We start from the raw sequence: 25,487 nt of genomic DNA, 5'->3' as shown, positions 1-25,487 counted from the left end.
AGGCGGCTCAGGCCACCTGAACCGGAATGGCGTTGCTGGTGTGGCTGAGCTCATTGCCCGGCGCCATGTACAGCATGCGCGGCTTGAAATTGAGCAGTTCCGCTTCGCTGTAATGGGCGTAGGCGCAAATGATCACGCGGTCGCCGACCTTGGCTTTATGCGCGGCTGCGCCGTTGACCGAAATCATCCGCGAACCTTCTTCGCCACGAATCGCGTAGGTGGTGAAACGCTCGCCGTTGTCGACGTTATAGATCTGGATCTGCTCGTACTCACGGATGCCGGACAAGTCCAGCCATTCGCCATCGATGGCGCAGGAACCTTCGTAATCGAGGACCGCGTGAGTGACTTCGGCGCGGTGCAGCTTGGCCTTGAGCATGATGGCGTGCATGAGGGATTTCCCGGGTTGGAAGCAAACGGCGGGCAGTGTGCCCGAAGGCTTTGGGGGCGGCAATACAACGCAAAAGATCGCAGCCTGCGGCAGCTCCTACATGGACTCATGTGTAGGAGCTGCCGCAGGCTGCGATCTTTTGATCTTGCTTTAAACGGGGGTATCGAGGTTCAGATGCAGGTTGTCGATCAACCGCGTGGTGCCGAGGAACGCTGCCACGAGAATCACCAGATCGCGGTCTTCAGCCGTTGCCGGACGCAAGGTCAACGCGTGGCGGATTTCCAGGTAATCCGGACGCAGGCCGGCGACTTCCAGCTGTTGCACTTGGGCGGCGATCAGCGCCGGGTAGTCGCGCTCACCGTGCTTGATCGACTCGGCAATCGTACTCAGGGTGCGATAGACCACCGGCGCCACCGCACGTTGATCTTCGCTGAGGAAGCCATTACGCGACGACAGCGCCAGGCCGTCGGCCGCACGCACAGTCGGTTCGCCGATGATCTGGATCGGCATGTTCAGGTCATGCACCAGCGCGCGGATCACCGCCAGTTGCTGGAAATCCTTCTGGCCGAAGATCGCCAGATCCGGCTGGACCATGTTGAACAGCTTGCTGACCACCGTTGCCACACCTTCGAAGTGCCCCGGACGGCTGGCGCCACAGAGGCCTTCAGACAGTTGCGGCACGCTGACCCGGGTCTGCCCGGCCATGCCGTCGGGGTACATCTCTTCGACGGTCGGAGCGAACAGCAAATGACAGCCGGCTTGCAGCAGCTTTTCCTGATCCGCCGCCAAGGTGCGCGGGTACTTGTCGAGGTCTTCGCCGGCGCCGAACTGCAGCGGGTTGACGAAAATGCTCGCGACCACGAAATCCACGCGTTGAGTGGCTTTGGTGATCAGCGCGATATGGCCGCTGTGCAGGTTGCCCATGGTCGGCACGAAGCCGATGCGCTTGCCTTCACTGCGGGCGCGCGCCACGGCGGCGCGAAGTTCGCGTACGGTTTTAACGGTGTTCATGCAGAGAATCCGTGTTCGATCCCAGGGAAAGTAACGCCTTTGACTTCGTTGACGTAGGCCTTCAGTGCGGACTGGATGCTGTCCTGACCCTGCATGAAGTTCTTGACGAATTTCGGCACGCGACCGGTGATCGACAGGCCGAGCATGTCGTGCAGCACCAGTACCTGACCGTCGGTATCGCTACCGGCGCCGATGCCGATGACCGGAATCTTCACGGCCTGGCTGATTTCGGCGGCCAGTTCGCTCGGCACGCATTCGAGCAGCAGCATGGCTGCGCCAGCCTGTTCCAGCGAGATCGCGTCGGCACGCATCTGCCGCGCCTGGTTCTCGTTGCGGCCCTGCACTTTGTAGCCGCCAAGAATGTTCACGGCCTGTGGGGTCAGGCCCATGTGCGCGCAGACCGGCACACCGCGCTCGGCCAGCAGGCGGATCGACTCCGCCAGCCACAGCGCACCTTCGACCTTGATCATGTGCGCGCCGGCCTGCATCAGCGTGGCGCTGTTGGTCAGGGTTTGCTCGATCGTGGCGTTGGCCATGAACGGCAGGTCAGCCAGGATCAGGGCGTCGGTGTTGCCGCGTTTGACGCACGCGGTGTGGTAGGCCATTTCTGCGATGGTCACCGGCAAGGTGCTGTCGTGCCCTTGCAGAACCATGCCGAGGGAGTCGCCCACCAGCAGCACTTCGACACCGGCCTCGTTGCAGGCGTGGGCGAAGGTCGCGTCATAGCAGGTCAGCATGGTGATCTTTTCACCTTTCTGCTTGAGGCTCTGGAGCGTGGTCAGGGTGATGGCTGGCATGTAAAAAATCCTCGTTCAGGCGCTCTGGAAACTACTGCGAGTAACGCGCGTGATTCTTCGTCTACTCAGGCGCACGCTCTTTTGTCGTGCTTATAAGGCCTGGATTGCGCCCGTATGTGCCGTGTTGGCGGCAGCGGGACGCCTATAGTCGTGAGGAGAACCTAGGAAGTCAATTGCGTGTGTTACCGCATTGTTACGAGGGGAGTGTTACCGGCGTTACTGATGCGATTCAGCGGTGCGGCGGGGCTGATTGGCGGGTTTTTTGTCCGACAAAAATGGCAATGCTGCACGCTCTCTGTGTAGGAGCTGCCGAAGGCTGCGATCTTTTGATCTTGCTCTTGATTCTAAAAAACCAAGGTCAAAAGATCGCAGCCTTCGGCAGCTCCTACAGGGGATTTTTGTCAGGCGTGGGGAAGGCGTTCGAGGCCGACGAACGGGCAGGCGGCGAGCAGGTCGGGCAGGGTGCGGCCATCGGCGAGACGCAAATCCTGCGGGGCCAGTTCGGCCAGGGGATAGAGCACGAACGCACGTTCCTGAATCTGATAATGCGGGACTTTCAGCCGCGGCTCGTCGATCAGGCGATCGCCGAACAACAGGATGTCCAGATCGAGCGTGCGCGGGCCCCAGCGTTCGAGGCGTTCGCGGCCCTGATCGTTCTCGATGGCTTGCAGCGCATCGAGCAGGTCCAGCGGCGCGAGCTCGCTGTCGAGGGCGGCGACCGCATTGGTATAGCGCGGTTGCCCAGGCAGCAGTGAATCGCTCTGATAGAACGCCGAAACGCCGGCGAGGGCGGTTTGCGGCAATTGCTCCAGCGCGTCGAGCGCGCTGCGCAATTGTTCGGCCGGGTCAGCGAGGTTGCTGCCCAGGCCGATATAGATGCGCTCCATGTCTTATTCGCCCGATGCGCTCGGTGCCCCGGCGCGCTTGCGCTTGGAGCCGCTGCTGCGGCGACGTTTGCGTGGCGCACCGCTGGCGTCATCGCCCTTGCCGCTGAGGTCACGGATCATCTCGCGACGCTCGCTGTCGTTGGCGTCCTGATAGTCCGTCCACCACTCGCCCAGACCATCGGTCTGCTCGCCGGCGCTTTCACGCAGCAGCAGGAAATCGTAGCCAGCGCGGAAACGTGGATTGTCCAGCAGCAGGTCGGCGCGTTTGCCGCTGCGGCGTGGCAGGCGTTCCTGCATGTCCCAGATCTCGCGGATCGGCATGGTGAAACGCTTCGGAATGGCGATGCGCTGGCACTGTTCGGCGATCAGCTCGTGTGCACCTTCCTGCATGGCCGGAATTGGCGGCATGCCACGTTCCTGCAGACGCAGCACGCGCGCCGGCAGGGCAGGCCACAGCAGCGCGGCAAACAGGAACGCCGGGGTTACCGGTTTGTTCTGCTTGATGCGCAGGTCGGTGTTGGTCAGCGCTTCGCTGATCAGCGTGTGGGTGTATTCCGGGTTGTGCTCGAGTGCGTCGGCACTGGCCGGGAACAGCGGGGCGAACAGTTGCAGATCGACCAGCATCTCGAAGGTGATCGCGCCGTGGCCGGAGAGGAACAGCTTGAGCACTTCCTCGAACAGACGGGCCGACGGGATCTCGCGCAGCATCGGCGCCAGTTCGCGGATCGGCTGCACGGTGTGCTTCTCGATGCCGAAATTCAGCTTGGCGGCGAAACGCACGGCCCGCAGCATGCGCACCGGGTCTTCCTGGTAGCGCTGCTTCGGATCGCCGATCAGGCGGATCAGGTGATTGCGGATGTCGTGCACGCCGTTGGCGTAATCGAGAATGCGCTCGCTGACCGGATCGTAATACAGGGCGTTGATGGTGAAGTCGCGGCGTTGCGCGTCTTCTTCCAGGGTGCCGTAGACGTTGTCGCGCAGAATCCGCCCGCTCTCGTTACGCGAAGACTGGTTGCTGTCTTCGTCGTCTTCATTGACCGGGTGATTGGCGCGGAAGGTCGCGACTTCAATGATTTCGCGACCGAAATGGATATGCACCAGTTTGAAGCGGCGCCCGATGATCCGCGCATTGCGGAATTCGGCACGGACTTGCTCGGGGGTGGCACTGGTGGCGACGTCGAAATCCTTGGGCGTGATGCCCAGGAGCATGTCACGCACGCAACCACCGACCAGATAGGCCTGGTAGCCGGCGCCTTGCAAGCGTTCGACGATATTCACCGCATAGCGGCTGAATTGCCCCTTCTGCAGCGAATGTTGGCCGCTGTTGAGCACTTCAGGGGTGCTGCGGATGTGTTGCGTACGACGCACGGGAGTTCGGAATGACTGGAACAGCTTCTTCAGCATGGGATGCACTGTTTGAAGGAATGTTCGGCCATACCAAAGAATGACCGCATGATGGGCGCAGATTCTAGCATTTAGTCGGGGGATGGTGTAGGACGCAGCAGATTTGCGCTGTAAGCCGCAAGCTGCAAGGGTCGAGGAGGGTAAAGACAGCAGGATTTTCAGAACGGGAGAAACTACAAGGGGAGCCGAAGCTCCCCAAGAAGTAGTTGCGTGCTCTTTTTATTATTGATTCGGGCTTCTTGTTTTTGTTGAGTGCCCTCGCCATGAAGCTTTTCCTTCATGACCCTCCCAATCGGGAGCCAAGAGCAAACGGATTGCTTTGGTCGCTGTGTTGCAGTGATCTTGCGATCCAACCAGTACAGGCTCTGTCTTAGGACAGTTTTTGTTGTTCTCGGCCTGGTCGTGGGGCTAGCCCCAAATACAACGCCTCTCCAAAAGAATCAGTTAGCTGCGCCTCTCGCCGTCTTGTTTTTATTGTGCGTGAGTCGATTCGTCTTATTTTTATTGTCTTGTGCATTGCTTGTTATTGTTCTTGTACCAAACATATAGCAGGTGCCGTGCCAACTTTTGCGAAGCCCAATAAAACAAGGGGTTAGGTCGTTATAACCGTTTTCTCGGGGCGAAAAAAAGCCGGGGTTTCGTTACCGATAACCCCGGCTTCTGTTACGTGAAAGGACTGAGGTAACAGTTTTTTCACGTCTTCAAGCGTTACCCGCGCACTCGACAGGTAACGTTCAGCTCTCGCTGGTAACCCCGGTCTTGCGCCGTGGAATGCCCAGACGCTGACGGCGTTCCCACAGGCACTTGCGGCTGACGCCCAGTTTGCGCGCCAGTTCGGTTTCGGTCATGTGGTCCTGATGCTCAAGAACGAAGTGCTGGAAGTAGTCTTCCAGCGACAGGTCTTCAGTCGGTTCATGACTGCTGTTGCTGGCGTTACCCGGCGTTTGTGGCGGCAGACCGATGAACTCGTCGTCTTCCAGGTCGCTCAGCTCGATGTCGATGCCCAGCAAATCGGCAGAGATTTCCGGGCTTTCGCTCAGGATCACTGCGCGCTCCACCGCGTTTTCCAGCTCGCGCACGTTACCCGGCCAGGAATAATGCCGGATGGCCTGTTCGGCATCAGCGGCAAATTTCAGGTCGGTACGGTTGATGCGCGCACTTTGACGGGCGAGGAACGCGGTGGCGATTTCGTTGACGTCGGCGCCACGTTCGCGCAACGCCGGCAGTTTCAGGGCAATCACGTGCAGTCGGTAATACAAGTCTTCACGGAACTGGCCGATTTTCGCCAGGCTCTTGAGGTCGCGGTGGGTCGCGGCGATCAGGCGCACATCGACCTTTTGCGACTGCACCGAACCCACGCGGCGAATCTCGCCTTCCTGCAGCACGCGCAGCAGTCGGGCCTGGGCTTCCAGCGGCAATTCGCCAATCTCGTCGAGGAACAGCGTGCCGCCGTCCGCCGCTTCCACCAGACCGGCGCGACCGGCGCTGGCGCCAGTGAACGCGCCTTTTTCGTGGCCGAACAGTTCGGACTCGATCAGGCTTTCCGGAATGGCCGCGCAGTTCACCGAAATCATCGGTGCCTTGGCGCGCTTGGACAGGTTGTGCAGGGCGCGGGCCACCAGCTCTTTACCGGTGCCGGACTCGCCCTGGATCAGGACATTGGAATCGGTCGGTGCGACTTTGCGGATCTTGCTGTACAGATCCTGCATCGGCGGGCACGAGCCAATGATGCCGATTTCGCCGTTGCTGTTGTCGACAGACGGTTTGCCGCTGCCATTGGCTGCTTTGCCGGCAGGCACTTCGCCGGCGGCAGGCGCTGACTGGTGATCACGCAGGATCCGCGCGACAGCCTGAAGCATTTCATCGTGATCGAAAGGCTTGGCGATGTAGTCCACCGCGCCCATCTTCATCGAGTCGACCGCCGAGCGCAGGCTGGCGTAGCTGGTCATGATCAGCACCGGTTTGCCCTGGCCAAGCTTGATCAGCTCGGTGCCGGGGGCGCCAGGCAGGCGCAGGTCGCTGACGATCAGATCGAATGTGGGAATACTGAAGCGTTCTTGTGCTTCCTGCACAGAACCGGCTTCGCTGACCTGATACTGGTTGCGTTCCAGCAGGCGGCGCAAGGCGGAGCGGATAATGGTTTCGTCTTCGACGATCAAAATGTGCGGCATTGATTCGATACTCTCGACGGTCTCAGTTCACAGCGGACGTCGCTTCGACATGACGCGGTAAGGTCACCCGGATACGGGTGCCGCGCTGGCTTTGAACATCAGCCGGGCTGTCGATGGTGATTTGTCCATAATGCTCTTCAACGATGGAATAGACCAGTGCAAGGCCCAGACCGGTACCTTCGCCAGGGTCCTTGGTGGTGAAGAAAGGTTCGAACAATCGGTCCATGATGTTCTGCGGAATACCACTGCCTTCGTCTTCGACGATCAGATCGACCGTGTGTTCGCCGGCTTCACTCTTGACCCGCACCGCACTGCCCGCAGGCGAGGCATCACGGGCGTTGGAGAGCAGATTGATCAGCACCTGGGCGAGGCGCTGCGGATCGCCTTCGACCCAGTGATCGGGATCGCACAGGTTGTAGAACTGCACTTCGAAGTTGCGCCGGTTCAGTGCCAGCAGGCCGATGGCGTCCTGCGCCACTTCCGCCAGACAAACCGGTTCGTCGCTGTGCTGATGGCTGCCGGCGTGGGCGAAGCTCATCAGCGACTGCACGATGCGTGACACTCGCTTGGTCTGTTCGAGAATCTGCCCGCTGATTTCCGTCAGTTCGCCATCTTCTTCACGCTCTTCGCGCAGGTTCTGCGCCAGACAGGCGATGCCGGTGATCGGGTTGCCGATTTCATGAGCCACACCTGCCGCCAGTCGACCGATGCTCGCCAGACGTTCGGAATGCACCAGTTTGTCTTCGAGCATCTGCGTTTCGGTCAGGTCTTCCACCAGCAGCACCAGGCCGCTGTTGCCCGGTGCCAACGGTTCATCGATCGCCGCTTTGTGCAGATTGAGCCAGCGGGTCTGGCCGTCGAGGGCCAGGTGCTGCTTGTGCAAATGTTCATCGGGCAGGTTGATGAAGCCTTGCAGCAATTGCTTCCACGGATTGGCGATGGTGCTCAGGCGCGAGCCGACCACCCGTTGCGCGGCAATCCCGGTGAGTTCTTCCATGGCCTTGTTCCACATCAGGATCTCTTGATCCTTGGCCAGCGAGCAGACGCCCATTGGCAGCTCCTGCAGGGTCTGGCGGTGGTAGCGACGCAAAGCGTCGAGTTCGGCGGCCAGCCCGGTGAGGCGCGAGTGGTAGTCCTCGAGACGGCTTTCGATGAAGTGGATGTCTTCGGTGACGTAGTTTTCGCCACCGGCCTTGTACGGCAGGAAGGTTTCAACCATGTCCTGCGCCACGCTCGGCCCCATCAAGCCGGAGAGGTTGGCTTCAATGCGATCGCGTAGACGACGCAATGCATAAGGACGGCGTTCGTCGAACGGCAGATAGAGATCGCGCAGCGCCTGCTCGACTTCTTTCTGCGCCGCCTTGGCGCCCAGCGGTTTGGCCAGTTGCGTGGCGAACTCCTGGGGCGAGGCCGCATGCAGTTCGCGGCGTTGCGGGCGACGCACATTATCCACCGCACAGGCTTCGGCGGCGCTGGCTTCTTCCGGGCTGGCGTTGGTGAACAGCGAGATCAGGGTGAACATCAATACGTTGGCCGCCAGCGAGGCGATGGCCGCCATGTGCCAACTGGTGTCGTCCAGCACGTAAATCATGTTCAACAGGGGAATGTAGAAACCCTGCAGGTTGCCGACCAGCGGCAACAGCATGGTCACCACCCACACCAAAATCCCCGCCAGCAAGCCGGCGATAAAGCCGCGACGGTTGGCGGTCGGCCAGTACAGCACCGAGAGCACGCCGGGCAGGAATTGCAGGGTCGCGACGAAGGCGACGATGCCGAGGTTGGCCAGATCCTGTCCGGCGCCGAGCATCAGGTAAAAGCAGAAACCGGCCATGATGATCGCGACGATCAGCGCCCGGCGGGTCCACTTCAGCCAGCGATAGATGTTGCCTTCAGCCGGTGGCTGGTACAGCGGCAGCACCAAGTGGTTCAGCGCCATGCCCGACAGTGCCAGGGTGGTGACGATGATCAGGCCACTGGCCGCCGACAATCCACCGACGTACGCCAGCAAGGCCAGCGGTTTGCTGTTGGCGGCGATGCCGATGCCGAGGGTGAAATATTCCGGATCGGTGGTGGCGCCGAGCTTCAGGCCAGCCCAGAGAATCAGCGGCACCGCCAGGCTCATCAGCAGAAGGAACAGCGGCAGGCCCCAGCTTGCACTGACCAGCGAGCGCGGATTGAGGTTTTCGGTGAAGGTCATGTGATACATGTGCGGCATCACGATCGCCGAGGCGAAGAACACCAGCAACAGCGTGCGCCAAGGCCCTTCCTGCAGCGGCGTGTGCAGCGCGGCGAGGGCGGTCTGGTTTTGCAGTAGCCATAACTCCAGCTGTTGGGGGCCGTCGAACACGCCGTACAGCGCATAGAGGCCGACGCCGCCGAGGGCGATCAACTTGATCACCGACTCGAAGGCAATCGCGAACACCAGCCCTTCGTGTTTCTCGCGGGTGGCGATATGCCGGGAACCGAAGAAAATCGTGAACAGAATGATCAGCGCACAGAACGCCAGCGCGACGCGGCTCTGGATCGGCTCGCCGGTGAGGATGCCGATGGAGTCGGCCACCGCCTGAATCTGCAACGCCAGCAGCGGCAGTACGCCGATCAGCATGAAGATCGTGGTCAGCGCGCCGGCCCAGGTGCTGCGGAAGCGGAAGGCGAACAGGTCCGCCAGCGACGACAGTTGATAGGTGCGGGTGATTTTCAGGATCGGATACAGCAGCACCGGCGCCAGCAAAAACGCTCCAGACACCCCGAGATAACTGGACAGAAACCCGTAGCCGTACTGATAGGCCAGGCCCACCGTGCCGTAAAACGCCCAGGCACTGGCATAGACCCCCAGCGACAGGGTGTAGGTCAGCGGGTGGCGAATGATCGCCCGCGGGATCATGCCCCGCTCACTGATCCAGGCAACACCGAACAGCACCGCCAGGTACGCGGCGCTGATCAGGATCATCTGGGTCAGGCTAAAGCTCATCGGCATCTTTTTGGCTCTGCAGGATGAAGGTCACGACAATCAGGATCAACCAGAGCAGATACGGCCGATACCAGGCGCCCGTGGCGTCGATCCACCAATCCATGATGGCTGGCGAAAACAGATAGATTCCCACGACCAGAAGCAGGACCAAGCGATAGATGTACATCCCGGCCTCTCTTTTTTATGCGCGTGCCCGAAAACGTGCGGCGATGGTAACGGATGGGCGCGCCACTGCAAGTGCCGTCATTGCAGTTGCGCTTCGGGCAGGCTCAGTGTGCGCGGGATCTTTGTCGCATCCCAGTGGCCTGCGCCCCATTTCAGCAATTCCTGCGGTGAAGCGTGGGCCAGTTCGGCGCCGGGGTTTTGCCCCAGCGCACGCAAGGCTCGCAACAGCAGCGGCGTGGCCTGGTCGGCCTCAAGCGGTGGCGAACGGTAGGATTTGCCGAGCTTGTTGCCGTCCGGTTGCGTGATCAGCGGCAGGTGCAGGTAGCGTGGCTGACGTAAGCCCAACAATTCTTGCAGGTAGAGCTGGCGCGGGGTGGAGTCGAGCAGGTCGGCGCCGCGCACGATGTCGGTGATGCCCTGCCAGGCGTCATCCAGCACCACGGCCAGTTGATAGGCGTAGAGGCCGTCGCGGCGGCGAATCACGAAATCGCCGACATCACGCCCCAGGTGCTGGCGGAATTCGCCTTGCACCCGGTCGATGAAGTGGTATTCCAGCTCCGGCACGCGCAGGCGAATCGCCGCGCCTTGCTGTTCATGGCCGGCATTGCGGCACAAGCCCGGATAAATACCGTTGTAAGCCTCCAGCTGTTTGCGCGAGCAAGTGCAGGCGTAAGCGAGGCCGTGATTGAACAGACTGTTGAGAACTTCGGCATAGGCTTCGTGCCGGTCACTCTGGCGCACCATCTCGCCGTCCCATTCGAAACCGTAGCTTTCCAGCGCCTTGAGAATCGCCGCCTGTGCGCCGGGTTCTTCCCGAGGCGGATCGAGGTCTTCCATGCGCACCAGCCAGCGCCCGCCGACCGCGCGCGCGTCGAGGTAAGAGGCGAGCGCGGCGACCAGCGAACCGAAGTGCAGGTGGCCACTGGGAGTGGGGGCGAAGCGGCCGATGTAGGCGGGGGCAGTTTTGGCAGTCATGGGTCAAACTACTTTTCAGGGCGTGCGCAGGTCAACTTGTAGGAGTGAGCCTGCTCGCGATGGGGGTGGTTCAGTCATCATTGATATTGAATATCAAACCGCTATCGCGAGCAGGCTCACTCCTACACAAAGGCAAAAGGCAGAAACAAAAACGGAGCGTTCGCACGCTCCGTTTTTCGTTCAGGTCGAGATTACTTGCCGACCTGCTTTTCCTTGATTTCCGCAAGGGTCTTGCAGTCGATGCACAGATCGGCGGTAGGACGGGCCTCGAGGCGCTTGACGCCAATCTCGATGCCGCAGGATTCACACCAGCCGTACTCTTCGTCCTGGATCAGTTCGAGGGTCTTGTCGATCTTCTTGATCAACTTGCGCTCGCGGTCGCGGGCGCGCAGCTCGAGGGCGAATTCTTCTTCCTGGCTGGCACGGTCGGCCGGGTCAGGGAAGTTGGCCGCTTCGTCTTTCATGTGATCAACAGTACGGTCGACTTCCTGCATCAAGTCCTGTTTCCACTTGTTCAGGATCTTGGTGAAGTGCGCGCGCATGGGGGCGCCCATGTACTCTTCGCCGGCCTTCGGAACGTAAGGTTCGAAGCCGCTGATCGTCGCTTGCTGCTGTTGCTTTGCTTGGGTGGGCATGAAATGGACCGCCTCTACTCTTGTAATCCATTGCGCAGGATTGCTCCATCACCGACACCTGCCGGCCCTGCGGCTGCAAGCGGGCGAACTTACCAGATCAATTCGGCCCGCGCTACTCCCGGATGTCGAGGCCCCGGCGGGTGGCGCTTGCAGATGTTTGGCAAGCCGTGTCTGGCGCTGATGAAAGCCTGTTCAATCACTGATTTTAGTCAATCCTGGAGCGTACGCTCATATCGTTACAGTCCAGCGTTCTTGAGGCTGTGACCGCGACGGGTTCTCGCTCGTTCCGGCAGATGGGTAGAATCGTCTCTTTTTCCCCGTCGAAGGAAAACCAATGGCTCAGCCTTACAGTGCGCGCAGTCGTGCGATCGAACCGTTCCATGTAATGGCACTGCTTGCGCGGGCCAACGAACTGCAGGCCGAAGGCCACGACGTGATCCACCTGGAAATCGGCGAGCCGGACTTCACCACGGCCGAGCCGATCATCCGGGCCGGGCAAGCGGCGCTGACGGCGGGCAAGACCCGCTACACCGCGGCGCGCGGTATTCCTGAGCTGCGCGAGGCGATTTCCGGGTTCTATCAGACGCGTTATGGCCTGAATATCGATCCGCGACGGATCCTGATCACGCCGGGGGGCTCCGGCGCGCTGTTGCTGGCCAGTGCCTTGCTGGTCGATCCGGGTAAGCACTGGCTGCTGGCCGACCCGGGTTACCCGTGCAACCGGCACTTCCTGCGTCTGGTCGAAGGCGCGGCGCAACTGGTGCCGGTCGGGCCGGACGTGCGCTATCAACTGACCCCGGATCTGGTTGCGCGGCACTGGGATCACGATAGCGTGGGAGCGTTGGTGGCGTCGCCGGCCAACCCGACCGGCACCATCCTGACCCGTGACGAGCTGGCCGGGTTATCCACCGCGATCAAGGCGCGCCACGGGCATCTGGTGGTGGACGAGATTTACCACGGCCTGACTTACGGCACCGATGCCGCCAGCGTGCTGGAAGTCGATGACAGCGCTTTTGTCCTCAACAGTTTCTCCAAGTATTTCGGCATGACCGGTTGGCGCCTCGGCTGGCTGGTGGCGCCGGATGCGGCGGTCAGTGAGCTGGAAAAACTCGCGCAAAACCTCTACATCAGCGCCCCGAGCATGGCGCAGTACGCCGCATTGGCCTGTTTCGAGCCGGACACCATCAGCATTCTCGAAGAGCGCCGCGCCGAATTTGGCCGCCGTCGCGACTTCCTCCTGCCGGCGTTGCGCGAGTTGGGTTTCAACATCGCCGTCGAGCCGGAAGGGGCGTTCTATTTGTACGCCGATATCAGCCAGTTCGGCGGTGATGCCTTCGCGTTCTGCCGACATTTCCTCGAAACCGAGCACGTAGCCTTCACCCCGGGTCTGGATTTCGGCCGTTATCAGGCCAGCCACCATGTGCGTTTTGCCTACACGCAAAACCTCCCTCGCTTACAGGAAGCGGTGGAGCGTATCGCTCGCGGCCTGAAGAGCTGGCAAGGCTGATGCGCTTTTATCCGGCTCTGGAAGAGGCGCGGCTGATCCGTCGCTACAAACGTTTTTTGGCAGATGTTGAAACGGTCAACGGCGAGTTGTTGACCCTACACTGTCCGAACACCGGTTCGATGCTCAACTGTCAGGTTGAAGGCGGGCAAGTGTGGTTCAGTCGCTCAAACGACCCGAAGCGCAAACTGCCCGGCACTTGGGAAATCGGGGAAACGCCGCAGGGTCGACTGTTCTGCGTGAACACCGGCCGCGCCAACGCCCTCGTTGAAGAGGCGCTGCAGGCCGGTGTCATCAGCGAGTTGAACGGCTTCACGGCGCTTAAACGCGAAGTGGCATACGGTCAGGAAAAAAGCCGTATCGATTTCCGCCTTGAATACCCGAGCGGGCCGGCTTATGTGGAAGTGAAGAGTGTCACTTTGGGGTTCGACGGGACGAACGTCGCGGCGTTTCCCGACGCGGTCACCCAGCGTGGCGCCAAGCATCTGCGGGAGCTGGCACACCTCGCCCGTGACGGTATTCGTGCGGTGCAGCTGTATTGCGTCAATCTCAGCGGGATCGAGGCGGTGCGTCCGGCCGAGGAAATCGATTCGGCGTACGCGGATGCCTTGCGTGAAGCGGTGGCGTGCGGGGTCGAGGTGTTGGCTTACGGCGTACGTTTGAACCACGAAGAGATGGTGATCGACCGGCGGCTGGACGTTTTGCTCAACGGTTAAACATCTATCCACAGCCCCTGCGCGTCTTCGCGGCAAGGAATGGCGGTCAGGGATTGCCCGGCGCAGGGCCCGGCGACGCATTCACCGTCCTCGATCAGAAACAGTGCGCCGTGGGTGGCGCACTGGATCAGGCTGTTGCTCGGGTCGAGAAACCGGTCGGGCTGCCATTCGAGGGCGACGCCACGATGCGGGCAGTGGTTGCGATAAACATAGGCCTGGCCATTGCGGCGCACGGCAAACAGTTTGTTGCCGTCAATGTCGAATCCACGGCTGCTGGCCTCAGCGAGATCGGTGCCGGCGCATAAAAACTTCATGGCTATCCTCAAGTGTCGGCTCGTTTCAGGAAATGTCCGAGCTTGACGTTTAAATGCAAACAATTATCAAATGGCCGCCTTCGCCCACTGTGCGCAACCGCCGCCAAGGATACTTGGCCTGCCGGTGTGCTGCCCGGGAAAACTGTTATAGGAATGCTGCGTATGCGCCTGATTACCCGCGTTGTTGTGCTGTGTGTCGGACTGCTCGCCAGCCTTCAGGCGATAGCTGCCGATTTGCCACAACGTTGGGTCAGTGCCGGTGGCGCGCTATCGGAGTGGGTGAGCGCGTTGGGCGGCGAATCCAAACTGGTGGGCGTCGACACCACCAGCCAGCATCCCGAATCACTGAAGAAACTGCCCAGCATCGGCTATCAACGCAGCCTTTCGGCGGAAGGCATTCTCAGTCTGCGCCCGGATATCCTCCTCGGCAGCGAGGAAATGGGCCCGCCGCCGGTCATCGCCCAGGTGAAGAGCGCGAAGGTGCGGGTCGAACTGTTCTCGGCACAGCCGGATCTGCCGACCCTGGAAAAAAACGTCACGCATCTGGGGCAGTTGCTGGGCGCGCAAGCGCAGGCGGCGCAGTTGCTGGAAAGTTATCAACAGCAGCTCACCGCGCAGAAAGCCCGAGTCGTCGAGTTGCAGACCAAACAAAAGGCGCCCGGTGTGCTGGTGCTGATCGGGCATGCTGGCGGCAAGCCGTTGATTGCCGGCAAGGACACTGCCGCCGACTGGCTGCTGCAACGGGCCGGCGGGCAAAACCTGGCGACGCATACCGGTTACAAACCGTTCTCCGTGGAGTCACTGGCGGGGCTGGATCCTGAAGTGCTGGTATTTGCTGATCGCGCGTTGACCGGCGAGGCGGCGAAAGCTGCGCTGTTCAAGGAAAACCCGATTCTCCAATCCAGCCGCGCGGCCAAGTCCGGCCGAGTGCTGGAGCTGGATCCGACGCTGCTGGTCGTGGACTCGGGCCGCGCCTGCCGGTGGCAATGAAAAGTTTGTCCGACGGTTTCTACCCGACTACGAGCAGCCAATGACCACGCTGGTCAAACCACGAAGCCTGTTTATCGGCCTGACGCTCCTGTGTTTGCTGGCCATCTGGCTTTCGTTGGCGCTGGGGCCGGTGAGTCTGCCGCTGTTCGATACGTTGCGCGCGGCTCTGCGCATGCTCGGCGTGCCGCTGGCGCCGGACGGTCTGGAACAGGCTGAACTGATCCTCGGGCAAATCCGTTTGCCGCGTACCTTGCTCGGGCTGGCTGTCGGCGGTGTGCTGGCGTTGTCCGGTGTGGCGATGCAGGGATTGTTTCGCAACCCGCTGGCCGATCCCGGGCTGGTCGGAGTCTCCAGTGGTGCAGCGCTGGGGGCGGCGGTGGCGATTGTCGGCGGTTCGTTTTTTGGCGGCTTGCCGGAGTGGTTCGGGCCTTATCTGTTGTCGGCTTGTGCGTTTCTCGGTGGGCTGGGGGTGACGGCGCTGGTCTATCGACTCGGGCGGCGCAACGGTCAGACCAACGTTGCAACCATGCTGCTGGCGGGGATCGCCCTGACGGCGCTGGCAAGCTCGGCGGTGGGGCTGTTCACCTATCTGGCGGACGATGCGACGCTGCGCACGCTGACGTTCTGGAACCTGGGCAGCCTCAATGGCGCCAGTTACGCCCGGCTTTGGCCTTTGCTGATCATCAGTGCCGGTGTGGCGCTGTGGTTGCCGCGGCGCGCCAAGGCCCTGAATGCGCTGCTGCTCGGTGAATCCGAAGCCGGGCATCTGGGTATCGATGTCGAGCGACTCAAGCGCGAATTGGTGTTCTGCACGGCGTTGGGTGTTGGCGCTGCGGTGGCGGCAGCCGGGATGATCGGTTTCGTCGGGCTGGTGGTGCCGCATCTGGTACGTTTATTGGCCGGGCCCGAGCACCGGGTGTTGCTGCCAGCGTCGGTACTGGCGGGTGCGAGCCTGTTGTTGCTGGCGGATCTGGTGGCGCGGCTGGCGCTGGCGCCGGCGGAGTTGCCAATCGGTATTGTTACTGCGTTTATCGGCGCACCGTTCTTCCTTTATCTGCTACTGCGAGGACGTGCCTGATGCTGCGCGCGCGCAATCTGCAGATCCGTCGCGGGCGCAAGACCGTCCTCAGCGACGTCACGTTGCAACTTGAACCCGGCGAGGTGCTGGGTGTACTCGGGCCGAACGGTGCCGGCAAAAGTACCTTGCTCGGGGCCTTGTGCGGTGAGCTGGCGGCCAGTGAAGGCGAGGTGTTGCTCGACGACAAGGCGCTGAATCACTGGACAGGTACGCAGCGCGCCCAGCGCCTGGCAGTGTTGCCGCAGGTCTCGACGCTGGATTTTGCCTTCCGTGTCGAAGAAGTGGTCGGCATGGGCCGCTTGCCGTATCAGAGCGGTCGGGTGCGCGATGACGAGATCGTTGCTGCAGCGCTGGACGCGGCGGATGCCGGGCACCTGAGCGGGCGCAGTTATCTGGCGCTGTCGGGTGGCGAGCGTCAGCGCGTGCATCTGGCGCGAGTGCTGGCGCAGTTGTGGCCGGGGCAGGCCGGGCAAACCCTGTTGCTGGACGAGCCGACCTCGATGCTCGATCCCTTGCATCAACATACGACGCTGCAAGCGGTGCGCGAATTTGCCGACCGTGGGGCGGCAGTGCTGGTCATCCTGCATGATCTGAATCTGGCAGCGCGCTATTGTGATCGGGTGTTGCTGCTCGAAGGCGGGCGTCCGGTGGCGCTGGATACCCCGCAACAAGTATTGCGACCGGATACGCTCAAAGCCGTTTTCGGTCTCGAAGTGCTGGTGCAGCCGCACCCGGAGCGCGGGCATCCGCTGATCATCGCCCGCTGATTTCGTCATCGAGGTGAAAGCATGCGTGGGATTTTGCTGTTTGCGGTGTTGTTGCTTGGCGGTTGCCAACATGTCACTCCGCCACCGGTCACTGGCGAGATTCGCGACTTGCGCAGCGGAACACTGATTACCCCGCACGAATTGCTGACGCGTCTGGGCAAGCCGGCACGGGTGATCGTCGGTGAGCAACATGACAACGCCGATCATCATGCCGTGCAATTGTGGCTGTTGCAGACGCTGGGCGAAGCGCGTCCCCAAGGCAGTCTCCTGCTTGAAATGCTGACACCCGATCAACAATCGCGGGTTGATGACGTACACCATTCCCCAAAGCCTCCTGTTGATCTTCCGGTCGAGCTGGCGTGGCAGGACGGTTGGGACTGGAAACTCTACGGGCCGATTGTGCGGTTTGCTTTCACGCAACCGTATCCACTGTTGGCGGCCAATCTCGATAACATTGAAATTCGTGCGTTCTATCGCGACCCTCCGGTATTGAAGGGGGATCGCAGCAACGCCGAGTTGGTGAAAAACGAGCTGGCCGGGCAGATCAACGATTCTCACTGCGGCTTGCTGCCCCAATCGCAAATGCCGGCGATGCTGGCGGTGCAGCAGCAACGGGATCGGCGGATGGCTTCACGATTGATGGCGGCGCCTGCGCCGGCGTTGTTGTTCGCTGGTGCGTTCCATGCGCGCAAGGATGTTGGTGTGCCGCTGCATGTGCTGGATCTGGGCGCGCGCGAAGCGCCGACGGTGCTGATGCTGGCGGAGCAGGGCAGCGAGGTCACGGCGGCCATGGCCGATTATGTCTGGTTCACGCCGGCCACACCGAAACCGGATTACTGCGCCGAGATGCGCAAACAGTTCGGCCAATGACTTTTCCACAGGCAAAAAAAGACCCGGTAAAAACCGGGTCAAATAACCGTGATTAGCCTGATGAGGAGATAATCTGAGAGTCCGAACCAAGGGCTTTTCAGAATATCGACTGATCTCGCGACCAGTTGTGATAATCATAGCGATTCTCATTAGCGAGTCAACCACTGTTTTTCCGTTTGCTTGATTTAGTCGGGCAAATGGCCGGAATGCCCCGGAAAAATGGGGCTTAACGCGCAGCTTTCACAGCGCTGAGTTGCGTGATCTGTTGATTGAGCTGGCCGATGCGCCGGGCCATGCTCTCAATCAGGCTGTGGGCAATCTTTGGATTGTTGCGGGTCATGTTCAGAAACTGCTCGCCGGGAATCAGCATCACCGTGCTCGGCTCGCGCGCGATGACCGTAGCGTTACGCGGCTCACCGGTGAATACGGCCATGGCGCCGAAAATCTCGTCCTTGGGCACTTCGCCAACCTTGTGTCCATCAACAAAGGCTTCGGCATGTCCATTGATGATCACGAAGACGTGATCGGCGGCATCGCCCTGCTGGATCAACACCTCACCGCTCTCGACGCGTTTAAAGCCATTGGTGCTGCGAAATTCCCGTGGTTTCAGTTCGGCCAGCGCGTGAGCCAGTAGCGCCATCTGTCCCAGCAGATACTCAAGCCATTGCTCGGCGCGGTCAGGCTCGGCATACAAATGCTGGAACAGCTCGGTTCGCCGATAGGGCAGCAAGCGCACTGGCCCGTCGCTGCGCAGGTGGCAGTCGGCCCAGGCGTCACCTTGCTGCAGACCGATCAGATCGCCCTCCTGCCAGTAAAACAGAGCACGACCGCCGATATGGCCGTGGATCACGCCTTCTGTCAGCAGAAACAGCTGATCGTGTGGGAGCTGCACCATCAGGTCGTCAGAGATTTCTGGCTCAAAGGCTGGTCCGCACGGCGCAAGGCCTTCCAGCCAGCGCTCAGGCAAACTCTGCAAGCGATTGATCAGTGCATCGACCTGTGCCGATTGTTCCCCGAGCAGATACATGGCAGTCAGCGCCCGTTCAGTTCTTGTGACGCGAGGAGATGGCTTCGAGCTGCTTGTTCAAGGCGTCTTTGCGTTCGGCCGGGATGTCGTTCCAGTGCACATCCATCAGCGCCCCTTCGATCGCATACAACAACACCTTCGATGCGCGAAACCCGCGGGTACGCACCGCCCGATAGGCGTCCACCGCCCCCAGGCGACGCAAGTCCGAGGCGCTGTGGATCCCCACGGCATGCAGCCATTGCGCCGACGTCTTGCCAAGATTCTTCAGGTGTTGCAGTTCATCATTCATCAAGCCTCCTTGCGACGGCCGAATGGTGCGTGGGCGATCTTCTCAGGAGTGTAGCCATCAGTAGGAAAAGCGTGGTTGTTTGGTCGGATTAGACGCAAACGCTTCTAAGAAAGGGACTGCGAGTGCAGAAAGGAAGAAAGAAACGCTGAAACAATGTGGGAGCGAGCTTGCTCGCGAAGGCGTCCTGTCAGCCACCAGATGTATCGACTGACACTACGTCTTCGCGAGCAAGCCCGCTCCCACAGGGGAAAGGCGTCGGGTCAGAGAAAGATAAAAAGTATCAGCGAGTGCGATAGCGCAGGCGGGTGCCGAAATTCATCGACATCAGGATCTCGTCGGCACTCAGTTCCGGCGGGAAGTACGCTCCGGAAATCTGTGCATGCGCCAGGCTTGCGCCTTCGAGCGATGAATTACGGAAATCGATGCCACGCAAATCGGCAGAGCGGAAGTAGGCGTCCCGGAAATCCACGCCATCAGCGTTCAGTTCGCGCAGATCGAGGCCACGGAAGTCGCCACCGACCATGTCGATCGGGCCGTCGTTCGGGCGTTCTTTGTTGAAGCCTGTGATGTCGTCTTTGTGCAGCAAGGCATAAAGCGGAGTATCGAGAAGTTTCGGCTGGCTCATGTCATTTCACCTGTTGGTTTTATGACGCCAGTATAGTGCCACTATTTGACGACCGTGAAGCCAGCGAGGGCTTCACGGCCGAAATAGTTTCTTACAGGCCTGGCAGGCGCTGGCGGATCTGTGCGACTACGGTGTCGAGGGTCCCGCTTTCATTGGTCTGCACGCGTTTGCTTCGCAGAATTTCTTCTGGCGTCAGCGCCTCGCGACTGGCCTGCTGGGCCTCGATCACGGCCAGCGTGGCGTCGGAAGGATCCTTCTTGTCAGCCTGACGAATCGCCAGCCAGCTTTCGATCACCGCCTGAGGCGCGTTGCAGTCGAGGATCAGGAACGGCGTGCCGGTGGCCTCGGCCACTTGAGCGGCGTTGTCGCGCTGCTCACGCTTGAGGTAGGTCGCATCAATCACCACCGGAAACCCGGCGTGCAGAATCACGCCGGCAATCTCATGCAGGCGGGCATAGGTGGCGGCGCTGGCCTCGGCGCTGTAAATCCCGGCCTGCACGTCGTTGGCTACGGTCTGCTCGCCGAACAGACGTTTGCGCTCGACGTCGGAACGCAGGCGAATCGCGCCCAGCGCTTCGACCAGACGCATGGCCACGTGGCTCTTGCCGACAGCCGATACGCCGTGGGTGATGGCCATGAAGCGCGAAGGAATGGTGCTGTAGCTTTCCGCCAGGTTGGCGTAATTGCGGTACTGGCGCAGGGTGGTGGCGCGCTGCACCGGGGTGGCGTCCGCCGGCATGCTGAACAGTGCAACTTTGGCGCGAACCAGGGCGCGGTAGGCTTTGTAGAAGTTCAGCACTTCCAGGCCTTGATAGTCGCCGGTCAGCTCCAGGTACTGGCTGATGAAGCGGCGGGCGAGGGATTTCAGGCCGCGGTCTTCCAGGTCCATCGCCAGGAAACCGGTGTCGGCCCAGACGTCAGTGAAGCGGAACGGTTCGTTGAACTCGATGCAGTCGAAGATCACCACCTTGCCGTCGATGACGGTGGCGTTGCCCAGGTGGATGTCGCCGTGGCATTCGCGAGTGAATCCCTCGGCCTTGCGCTGGGCGAACAGTGGCTTGAGACGATCGTAGCTGCTCTCGGCCCAGGCTTTCAGTGCCTCGAGTTGCAGCAGATCGTTTTTGTCGCTAAGGAACGGCAGAATCTGTTCGAAGTTCTGGCGCACCGGGGCCATCACGCTGTCTGGCGTGCCGGCGTCGTGCTCGGCCGGGACTTTTGGCGCGCTGAGGTGGAATCTGGCGATCTGTTCGGCCATTTCGTCGATGTGCTGGGTGGTCAGCTCACCGTTGGCTTGCAGGGTGCTGAGCAGGCCGGTCTGCGGGAATTGACGCATCTTCAGCACATAGTCGATCACCGGGCCGTCGCCGCCCAGTTGTGGCGCCTCGACACTGCCGGTCACTGGCAACACGTCCAGATACAAATCATCGGTCAGACGCTGGTTCAGACGCAGCTCTTCAGCACAGAAATGTGCGCGGGATTCGAGGCCCGTGAAGTCGAGAAAGCCGAAATTCACCGGCTTCTTCACTTTATAGGCAAACGGGCCGGTGAGGATCACCCACGAGATATGGGTTTCGATGACCTGGAACCCTTCGATGGGGTGCGGGTAGAGGGCCGGGTTTTGCAGGGCAGCGATCAGGGACTGGCTCACGGGCGATCCTTCAGAGACTGGGAAATTCGAGGTCGTCATTATGGCCGCTCGCCAGCCTGACGCAAACCTCGGAGCGCTCCTGTTGAGTATGAATAAAGTGCGTATAATCCGCCGCCATGACTCGAACTCGATCCCCCCGTACCAAGAAAAAACCAGTCTCCAAGGGCCTCAGCCCATGGTTGAGCTGGGCCATTAAACTCAGCCTGGTCGGCCTTGTGGTGTTGGCCGGCTTCGCTGTTTACCTCGATGCCGTGGTGCAGGAGAAGTTCTCCGGCAAGCGCTGGACCATCCCGGCCAAGGTATACGCGCGCCCGCTGGAGCTGTTCGTCGGACAAAAGCTCGGCAAGGACGATTTCCTCACCGAACTCGACGCCTTGGGCTATCGCCGCGAAGCCGTGAGCAATGGCCCCGGTGCCGCCGCCGTCAGTGGCAATACCGTCGATCTGAATACTCGCGGCTTCCAGTTCTATGAAGGCCTGGAGAAACCGCAGCCGGTGCGCGTGCGTTTTTCTGGCGACTATGTGGCCGAACTCTCCGGGCTCAACGGCGGGAAGTTGTCCGTGGTGCGACTCGAGCCGCTGATGATCGGCGGCATTTACCCAAAAAATCTTGAAGACCGCATCCTGATCAAGCTCGATCAGGTGCCACCGTATCTGCTCGACACCCTGGTCGCGGTGGAAGACCGTGATTACTACAGTCACTGGGGCGTTTCGCCGAAATCGATTGCCCGGGCGATCTGGGTCAACACCTCTGGCGGCAAGATGACCCAGGGCGGCAGTACGCTGACCCAGCAGTTGGTCAAAAACTTCTACCTCACCAATGAACGCAGCCTGAGCCGCAAACTCACCGAAGCGATGATGGCGATGTTGCTGGAGCTGCATTACGACAAGAAGGAAATCCTTGAGGCCTACCTCAACGAAGTCTTCGTCGGGCAGGACGGCCAGCGTGCGGTGCACGGTTTCGGTCTGGCCAGCCAGTTCTTCTTCGGCCAGCCATTGTCCGAGCTGAAGCTGCATCAGGTTGCGTTACTGGTCGGCATGGTCAAAGGTCCGTCCTACTACAACCCGCGCCGCAATCCCGAGCGTGCGCTGGAGCGGCGTAACCTGGTGCTCGACGTGCTTGAACAGCAAGGCGTGGCAACTGCCGAACAGGTCGAAGCGGCGAAGAAAATGCCCCTGGGTGTAACCACGCGCGGCAAGCTCGCCGACAGCTCGTTCCCGGGCTTCATCGATCTGGTCAAACGCCAGTTGCGTGAAGACTATCGCGACGAAGACTTGACCGAAGAAGGCCTGCGCATCTTCACCAGTTTCGACCCGATTCTGCAGATGAAAGCCGAGGCGTCGGTCAACGACACCTTTAAACGCCTGGCTGGACGCAAGGGCTCCGATGATGTGGAAGCGGCGATGGTCGTGACCAATCCGGAAACCGGCGAAGTGCAGGCGATGATCGGTAGCCGTCAGGCCAGTTACGCCGGTTTCAACCGGGCGCTGGACGCCGTGCGGCCAATCGGCTCCTTGGTCAAGCCAGCGGTGTATCTGACCGCACTGGAAAAACCGAGCCACTACACGCTGACCAGTTGGCTGTCGGATGATCCGCTGTCGATTAAAGGCGCGGACGGCCAGGTGTGGAAACCACAGAACTATGACCGTCGCTCTCACGGTACCGTGTTCCTTTACCAAGGGCTGGCGCACTCCTACAACCTGTCGACCTCGCGTCTGGGCCTGGAAGTCGGTGTGCCGAATGTGCTCAAGACCCTTGCGCGTCTGGGCGTGACCCGAGAATTCCCGGCGTTCCCGTCGATGTTGCTGGGTGCTGGCGGCATGACCCCGATCGAAGTGGCGACCATGTATCAGACCCTCGCCAACGGTGGTTTCAATACGCCGATGCGCGGGATTCGCAGCGTACTGACCGCTGAGGGCGAGCCGCTCAAGCGTTATCCGTTCCAGATCGAGCAGCGATTTGATCCGGCGTCCATCTACCTGATTCAGAACGCCATGCAGCGTGTAATGCGTGAGGGTACCGGCAGCTCGGTTTACAACGTGCTGCCCAAGACCCTGACGCTGGCCGGCAAGACCGGTACCAGTAACGACTCGCGTGATAGCTGGTTCGCCGGTTTCAGTCAGGATCTGCTGGCGGTGGTCTGGCTGGGTCGTGACGACAATGGCAAGACCCCGTTCACCGGGGCGACCGGTGCGTTGCAGGTGTGGACCAGTTTCATGCGCAAGGCTGACCCGCTGCCGCTGGACATGCCGCAGCCGGACAACATCGTGCAGGCGTGGGTCGATTCGCGTACCGGGCAGGGCTCGGATGCCAACTGTCCCGGGGCGGTGCAGATGCCGTATATTCGCGGCAGCGAACCGCCACCCGGCGCCGCGTGTGCAAGCGAAACGCCTGCCTCGCCGGAATCGGTGATGGATTGGGTCAAGGGCTGGATGAATTAAGCAAAGAGGGTTTCAAGTGAACAAGTGGTTGATTCCAGCGGTGACTGCCGTGGCTTTGCTCAGTGGCTGCTCTACCGTACAGCGTGGTTCGATCCCGGTGGTGGACTCCGGCACAGCCGTGTCCAACAGCGAACGGCTGTCGGCCAACGCCGGTTTCCGCAAGACGACAGTCAAGCGCCCAGTTCAGGGTCAGGCGCAATCCCAGGCCATCCCGCAAGGCGATACCGGCGTGGTGGTGATGGTGCCGGGTGGCGGTGCTGCGACATCGGCGCCGATCAGCTCCTCGCCGATCGTTCCTGGTCCGGCTTCCGGCGGAATTACGGCGGGTCCGTACAATCCTTCGCCGGCCGAGTCGGCACCGGTCAACACCGGCAGCTACAGCATGCCTTCGACGCCGAGCGGGATTCCTTCGGCCAGCAATGGCGGTGGTCTGTCGGCGGATGAGCAACTGGATGGCCCGGTGCTCGCCTTGCTGACCACCGCGCAACAGCAACAGGCCGGTGGCGACCTCAATGGCGCGTCCTCCAGCCTGGAGCGCGCGCAGCGCGTAGCCCCGCGTGAGCCGCAAGTGCTTTATCGTCTGGCGCAAGTGCGCATGGCGCAAGGTGATGCACCGCAGGCCGAGCAGTTCGCCCGTCGTGCGCTGACCATGGCCAACGGCCGCCCGGATTTGCAGGCCAACCTGTGGGAAATCATCGCGCAGTCCCGTGAGAAGCAGGGCGATTCCGCCGGCGCCGCTCTGGCTCGTCAGAAGGCCAAGGTTTCGCTGTGATGGATTCCCGTTTCCCGAAAATCGCCGATCAGTTGCTGCTGATCGAGCGTGAACTGCGCACGCAGGGCTGGTGGGACGAGGTCCAGCCATCGGCCGAAGCCCTTAGCAGTGTCGAACCGTTTTCGGTCGACACGCTGGATTTCGAGCAATGGCTGCAATGGATCTTCCTGCCACGGATGAAAATGATCCTTGAGCAGGATCTGCCGTTGCCGAATGCCTCGGGCATTCAGGAAATGGCCGAAATGGTCTTCGCCCAGCGCAATCTACAGGGCAAGGATCGACAGTTGCAGGTACTGCTCAAAGAGTTCGACCTGCTGATCACCGCTTCCCGCTGAACCTCTGTAGGAGCTGCCGCAGGCTGCGATCTTTTGATTCTGTTTTTAAAAGCAGGATCAAAAGATCGTCCGATCGCGGCCCGAGCCTGCGGCAGCTCCTACAGGGTTATTGGCAGTTTTCAGTAATCTGTTTCTGCGTCTCGGCGAGACGCTCCTGACGCTGCGCATCATCCAGTCGCCGCAATTGCCCATCCACTTCTTCCCTCAAACGCGGATTGTTCTGCAACTGCGCCAGGTTCGTCCGTGCCTGTTCGCAAAACGCCTTGAGCTGCGCCTGCTGCTCGGTTACCTGTTTCTTGACCTTGTCGTCGATGGCTTTCTGATCGCCCAGCGCGCCGCTGCCAGGCATGGCTGCAGGTTTCGGTGGGGGTGAGGAGGGTGTCTGCACGGTCGTTGCGGGCAAACCTTGCGGTGGCTGCGCATCGAAGTGAGTGACGCCCTGGGCATCGACCCATTTGTAGATCTGACCGGCCGAGCACCAGGGGCTGAGGCCGATCAGCAGAGTTAACAGAAGCGTTCGCATGCTGATTCCTTGGCAAAATTGCGCAATTGACGCTAACAGAGTAGCTGTTTTCAGGTTTTTTCTTGCGTTCTCATGTGCTTACCCACAATTAAGCACATTGACGGCTTGACTTGGAGAGGGCGAAACAGAAGAATCCAAAGTCCGCTGTAGAGGGACTGCCAGAAGCAGACCCACTCGGTAGATC

Annotated in this window: 24 protein-coding genes and 1 pseudogene; 9 read left to right on the top strand and 16 right to left on the bottom strand. The window is 60.8% G+C overall.

Going from position 1 to position 25,487, the window contains the following annotated elements:
- Positions 1 to 7: 7 nt before the first annotated feature.
- The 10 genes from panD to dksA all read right to left on the bottom strand — a co-directional run bounded on the left by panD (position 8) and on the right by dksA (position 11,404).
- On the bottom strand, positions 8 to 388 hold the full coding sequence (panD, locus tag ABV589_RS10330; RefSeq protein ID WP_003228271.1) for an aspartate 1-decarboxylase: 381 nt from the start codon (positions 386 to 388) through the stop codon (positions 8 to 10).
- Between the two features lie 150 nt (positions 389 to 538).
- The gene (gene panC, locus ABV589_RS10325; RefSeq protein WP_367085746.1) at positions 539 to 1,399 is read right to left on the bottom strand and encodes a pantoate--beta-alanine ligase; all 861 of its coding nucleotides are present in this window, start codon (positions 1,397 to 1,399) and stop codon (positions 539 to 541) included.
- Positions 1,396 to 2,196: a 3-methyl-2-oxobutanoate hydroxymethyltransferase gene (panB, locus tag ABV589_RS10320; RefSeq protein ID WP_095668303.1), complete on the bottom strand. Its 801-nt coding sequence runs from the start codon at positions 2,194 to 2,196 to the stop codon at positions 1,396 to 1,398. The genes panC and panB overlap by 4 nt, the downstream gene beginning before the upstream one ends.
- A gap of 401 nt (positions 2,197 to 2,597) precedes the next feature.
- Positions 2,598 to 3,083, bottom strand: a complete 486-nt coding sequence (folK, locus tag ABV589_RS10315; protein WP_367085745.1) for a 2-amino-4-hydroxy-6-hydroxymethyldihydropteridine diphosphokinase — start codon at positions 3,081 to 3,083, stop codon at positions 2,598 to 2,600.
- Between the two features lie 3 nt (positions 3,084 to 3,086).
- Positions 3,087 to 4,487, bottom strand: coding sequence for a polynucleotide adenylyltransferase PcnB (locus ABV589_RS10310; protein WP_367085744.1), 1,401 nt, complete (start codon positions 4,485 to 4,487; stop codon positions 3,087 to 3,089).
- A 734-nt stretch (positions 4,488 to 5,221) separates the two neighbouring features.
- The gene (locus tag ABV589_RS10305; RefSeq protein ID WP_007963897.1) at positions 5,222 to 6,658 is read right to left on the bottom strand and encodes a sigma-54 dependent transcriptional regulator; all 1,437 of its coding nucleotides are present in this window, start codon (positions 6,656 to 6,658) and stop codon (positions 5,222 to 5,224) included.
- 22 nt (positions 6,659 to 6,680) lie between these two features.
- Complete coding sequence (locus ABV589_RS10300; RefSeq protein ID WP_007963899.1) at positions 6,681 to 9,635, bottom strand: sensor histidine kinase; 2,955 nt, start codon at positions 9,633 to 9,635, stop codon at positions 6,681 to 6,683.
- The gene (locus ABV589_RS10295) at positions 9,619 to 9,795 is read right to left on the bottom strand and encodes a hypothetical protein (protein ID WP_003176118.1); all 177 of its coding nucleotides are present in this window, start codon (positions 9,793 to 9,795) and stop codon (positions 9,619 to 9,621) included. Before ABV589_RS10295 ends, ABV589_RS10300 begins: the two co-directional genes overlap by 17 nt.
- A gap of 77 nt (positions 9,796 to 9,872) precedes the next feature.
- The gene (gene gluQRS, locus ABV589_RS10290; protein WP_367085743.1) at positions 9,873 to 10,769 is read right to left on the bottom strand and encodes a tRNA glutamyl-Q(34) synthetase GluQRS; all 897 of its coding nucleotides are present in this window, start codon (positions 10,767 to 10,769) and stop codon (positions 9,873 to 9,875) included.
- Between the two features lie 191 nt (positions 10,770 to 10,960).
- Entirely contained in the window at positions 10,961 to 11,404 is a 444-nt protein-coding gene (gene dksA / locus ABV589_RS10285) for an RNA polymerase-binding protein DksA (protein WP_003228250.1), read from the bottom strand.
- A gap of 334 nt (positions 11,405 to 11,738) precedes the next feature.
- Here dksA and ABV589_RS10280 point away from each other — a divergent pair, with 334 nt between their 5' ends.
- Positions 11,739 to 12,911 (top strand): pyridoxal phosphate-dependent aminotransferase, encoded by a 1,173-nt coding sequence (locus ABV589_RS10280; protein WP_103367313.1) that lies wholly within the window; start codon positions 11,739 to 11,741, stop codon positions 12,909 to 12,911.
- Positions 12,911 to 13,624: a DNA/RNA nuclease SfsA gene (gene sfsA, locus ABV589_RS10275; protein ID WP_103367314.1), complete on the top strand. Its 714-nt coding sequence runs from the start codon at positions 12,911 to 12,913 to the stop codon at positions 13,622 to 13,624. The genes ABV589_RS10280 and sfsA overlap by 1 nt, the downstream gene beginning before the upstream one ends.
- Here the strand turns inward: sfsA and ABV589_RS10270 are convergent.
- Entirely contained in the window at positions 13,621 to 13,938 is a 318-nt protein-coding gene (locus tag ABV589_RS10270; protein WP_367085742.1) for a Rieske (2Fe-2S) protein, read from the bottom strand. The genes sfsA and ABV589_RS10270 overlap by 4 nt on opposite strands.
- A gap of 162 nt (positions 13,939 to 14,100) precedes the next feature.
- Between ABV589_RS10270 and ABV589_RS10265 the strand changes: the two are divergent.
- The 4 genes and pseudogenes from ABV589_RS10265 to ABV589_RS10250 all read left to right on the top strand — a co-directional run bounded on the left by ABV589_RS10265 (position 14,101) and on the right by ABV589_RS10250 (position 17,643).
- Positions 14,101 to 14,972 (top strand): annotated as a pseudogene (locus ABV589_RS10265) (ABC transporter substrate-binding protein).
- A gap of 50 nt (positions 14,973 to 15,022) precedes the next feature.
- A complete protein-coding gene (locus ABV589_RS10260) occupies positions 15,023 to 16,006 on the top strand; it encodes an iron ABC transporter permease (protein WP_367086188.1) in 984 nt (327 codons plus the stop codon).
- Entirely contained in the window at positions 16,006 to 16,773 is a 768-nt protein-coding gene (locus tag ABV589_RS10255) for a heme ABC transporter ATP-binding protein (protein WP_367085741.1), read from the top strand. The genes ABV589_RS10260 and ABV589_RS10255 overlap by 1 nt, the downstream gene beginning before the upstream one ends.
- Before the next feature lie 21 nt (positions 16,774 to 16,794).
- Positions 16,795 to 17,643, top strand: a complete 849-nt coding sequence (locus ABV589_RS10250; RefSeq protein WP_367085740.1) for a ChaN family lipoprotein — start codon at positions 16,795 to 16,797, stop codon at positions 17,641 to 17,643.
- Between the two features lie 226 nt (positions 17,644 to 17,869).
- Here the strand turns inward: ABV589_RS10250 and ABV589_RS10245 are convergent, their stop codons facing one another.
- The 4 genes from ABV589_RS10245 to ABV589_RS10230 all read right to left on the bottom strand — a co-directional run bounded on the left by ABV589_RS10245 (position 17,870) and on the right by ABV589_RS10230 (position 21,232).
- Positions 17,870 to 18,670, bottom strand: coding sequence for a Crp/Fnr family transcriptional regulator (locus ABV589_RS10245; RefSeq protein WP_367085739.1), 801 nt, complete (start codon positions 18,668 to 18,670; stop codon positions 17,870 to 17,872).
- A gap of 16 nt (positions 18,671 to 18,686) precedes the next feature.
- Positions 18,687 to 18,959: a TfoX/Sxy family protein gene (locus ABV589_RS10240; RefSeq protein ID WP_003228231.1), complete on the bottom strand. Its 273-nt coding sequence runs from the start codon at positions 18,957 to 18,959 to the stop codon at positions 18,687 to 18,689.
- A 280-nt stretch (positions 18,960 to 19,239) separates the two neighbouring features.
- Positions 19,240 to 19,584, bottom strand: a complete 345-nt coding sequence (locus tag ABV589_RS10235) for a pentapeptide repeat-containing protein (RefSeq protein ID WP_123464123.1) — start codon at positions 19,582 to 19,584, stop codon at positions 19,240 to 19,242.
- 91 nt (positions 19,585 to 19,675) lie between these two features.
- Positions 19,676 to 21,232 carry an AAA family ATPase gene (locus ABV589_RS10230; protein ID WP_367085738.1) on the bottom strand — a complete coding sequence of 519 codons (1,557 nt, stop codon included), beginning with the start codon at positions 21,230 to 21,232 and terminating at the stop codon, positions 19,676 to 19,678.
- A gap of 116 nt (positions 21,233 to 21,348) precedes the next feature.
- Between ABV589_RS10230 and mrcB the strand changes: the two genes are divergently transcribed.
- Genes mrcB through ABV589_RS10215 form a run of 3 tightly spaced genes read left to right on the top strand, consistent with a single transcriptional unit; the run spans position 21,349 to position 24,780 of the window.
- Positions 21,349 to 23,673, top strand: coding sequence for a penicillin-binding protein 1B (mrcB, locus tag ABV589_RS10225; RefSeq protein WP_367085737.1), 2,325 nt, complete (start codon positions 21,349 to 21,351; stop codon positions 23,671 to 23,673).
- Between the two features lie 16 nt (positions 23,674 to 23,689).
- On the top strand, positions 23,690 to 24,445 hold the full coding sequence (locus ABV589_RS10220) for a hypothetical protein (protein ID WP_367085736.1): 756 nt from the start codon (positions 23,690 to 23,692) through the stop codon (positions 24,443 to 24,445).
- Positions 24,445 to 24,780 (top strand): YqcC family protein, encoded by a 336-nt coding sequence (locus tag ABV589_RS10215; protein WP_007963922.1) that lies wholly within the window; start codon positions 24,445 to 24,447, stop codon positions 24,778 to 24,780. The genes ABV589_RS10220 and ABV589_RS10215 overlap by 1 nt, the downstream gene beginning before the upstream one ends.
- A gap of 106 nt (positions 24,781 to 24,886) precedes the next feature.
- On the opposite strand, the gene ABV589_RS10210 is transcribed toward ABV589_RS10215, so the two are convergent.
- Positions 24,887 to 25,303 carry a DUF4124 domain-containing protein gene (locus ABV589_RS10210; protein ID WP_367085735.1) on the bottom strand — a complete coding sequence of 139 codons (417 nt, stop codon included), beginning with the start codon at positions 25,301 to 25,303 and terminating at the stop codon, positions 24,887 to 24,889.
- Positions 25,304 to 25,487: the final 184 nt, after the last annotated feature.

This window comes from Pseudomonas sp. HOU2 (genome assembly GCF_040729435.1).
Lineage (GTDB): Bacteria > Pseudomonadota > Gammaproteobacteria > Pseudomonadales > Pseudomonadaceae > Aquipseudomonas.
The sequence above is the reverse complement of the archived record's forward strand: the minus strand, read 5'-3'. Positions and strand labels throughout refer to the sequence as shown.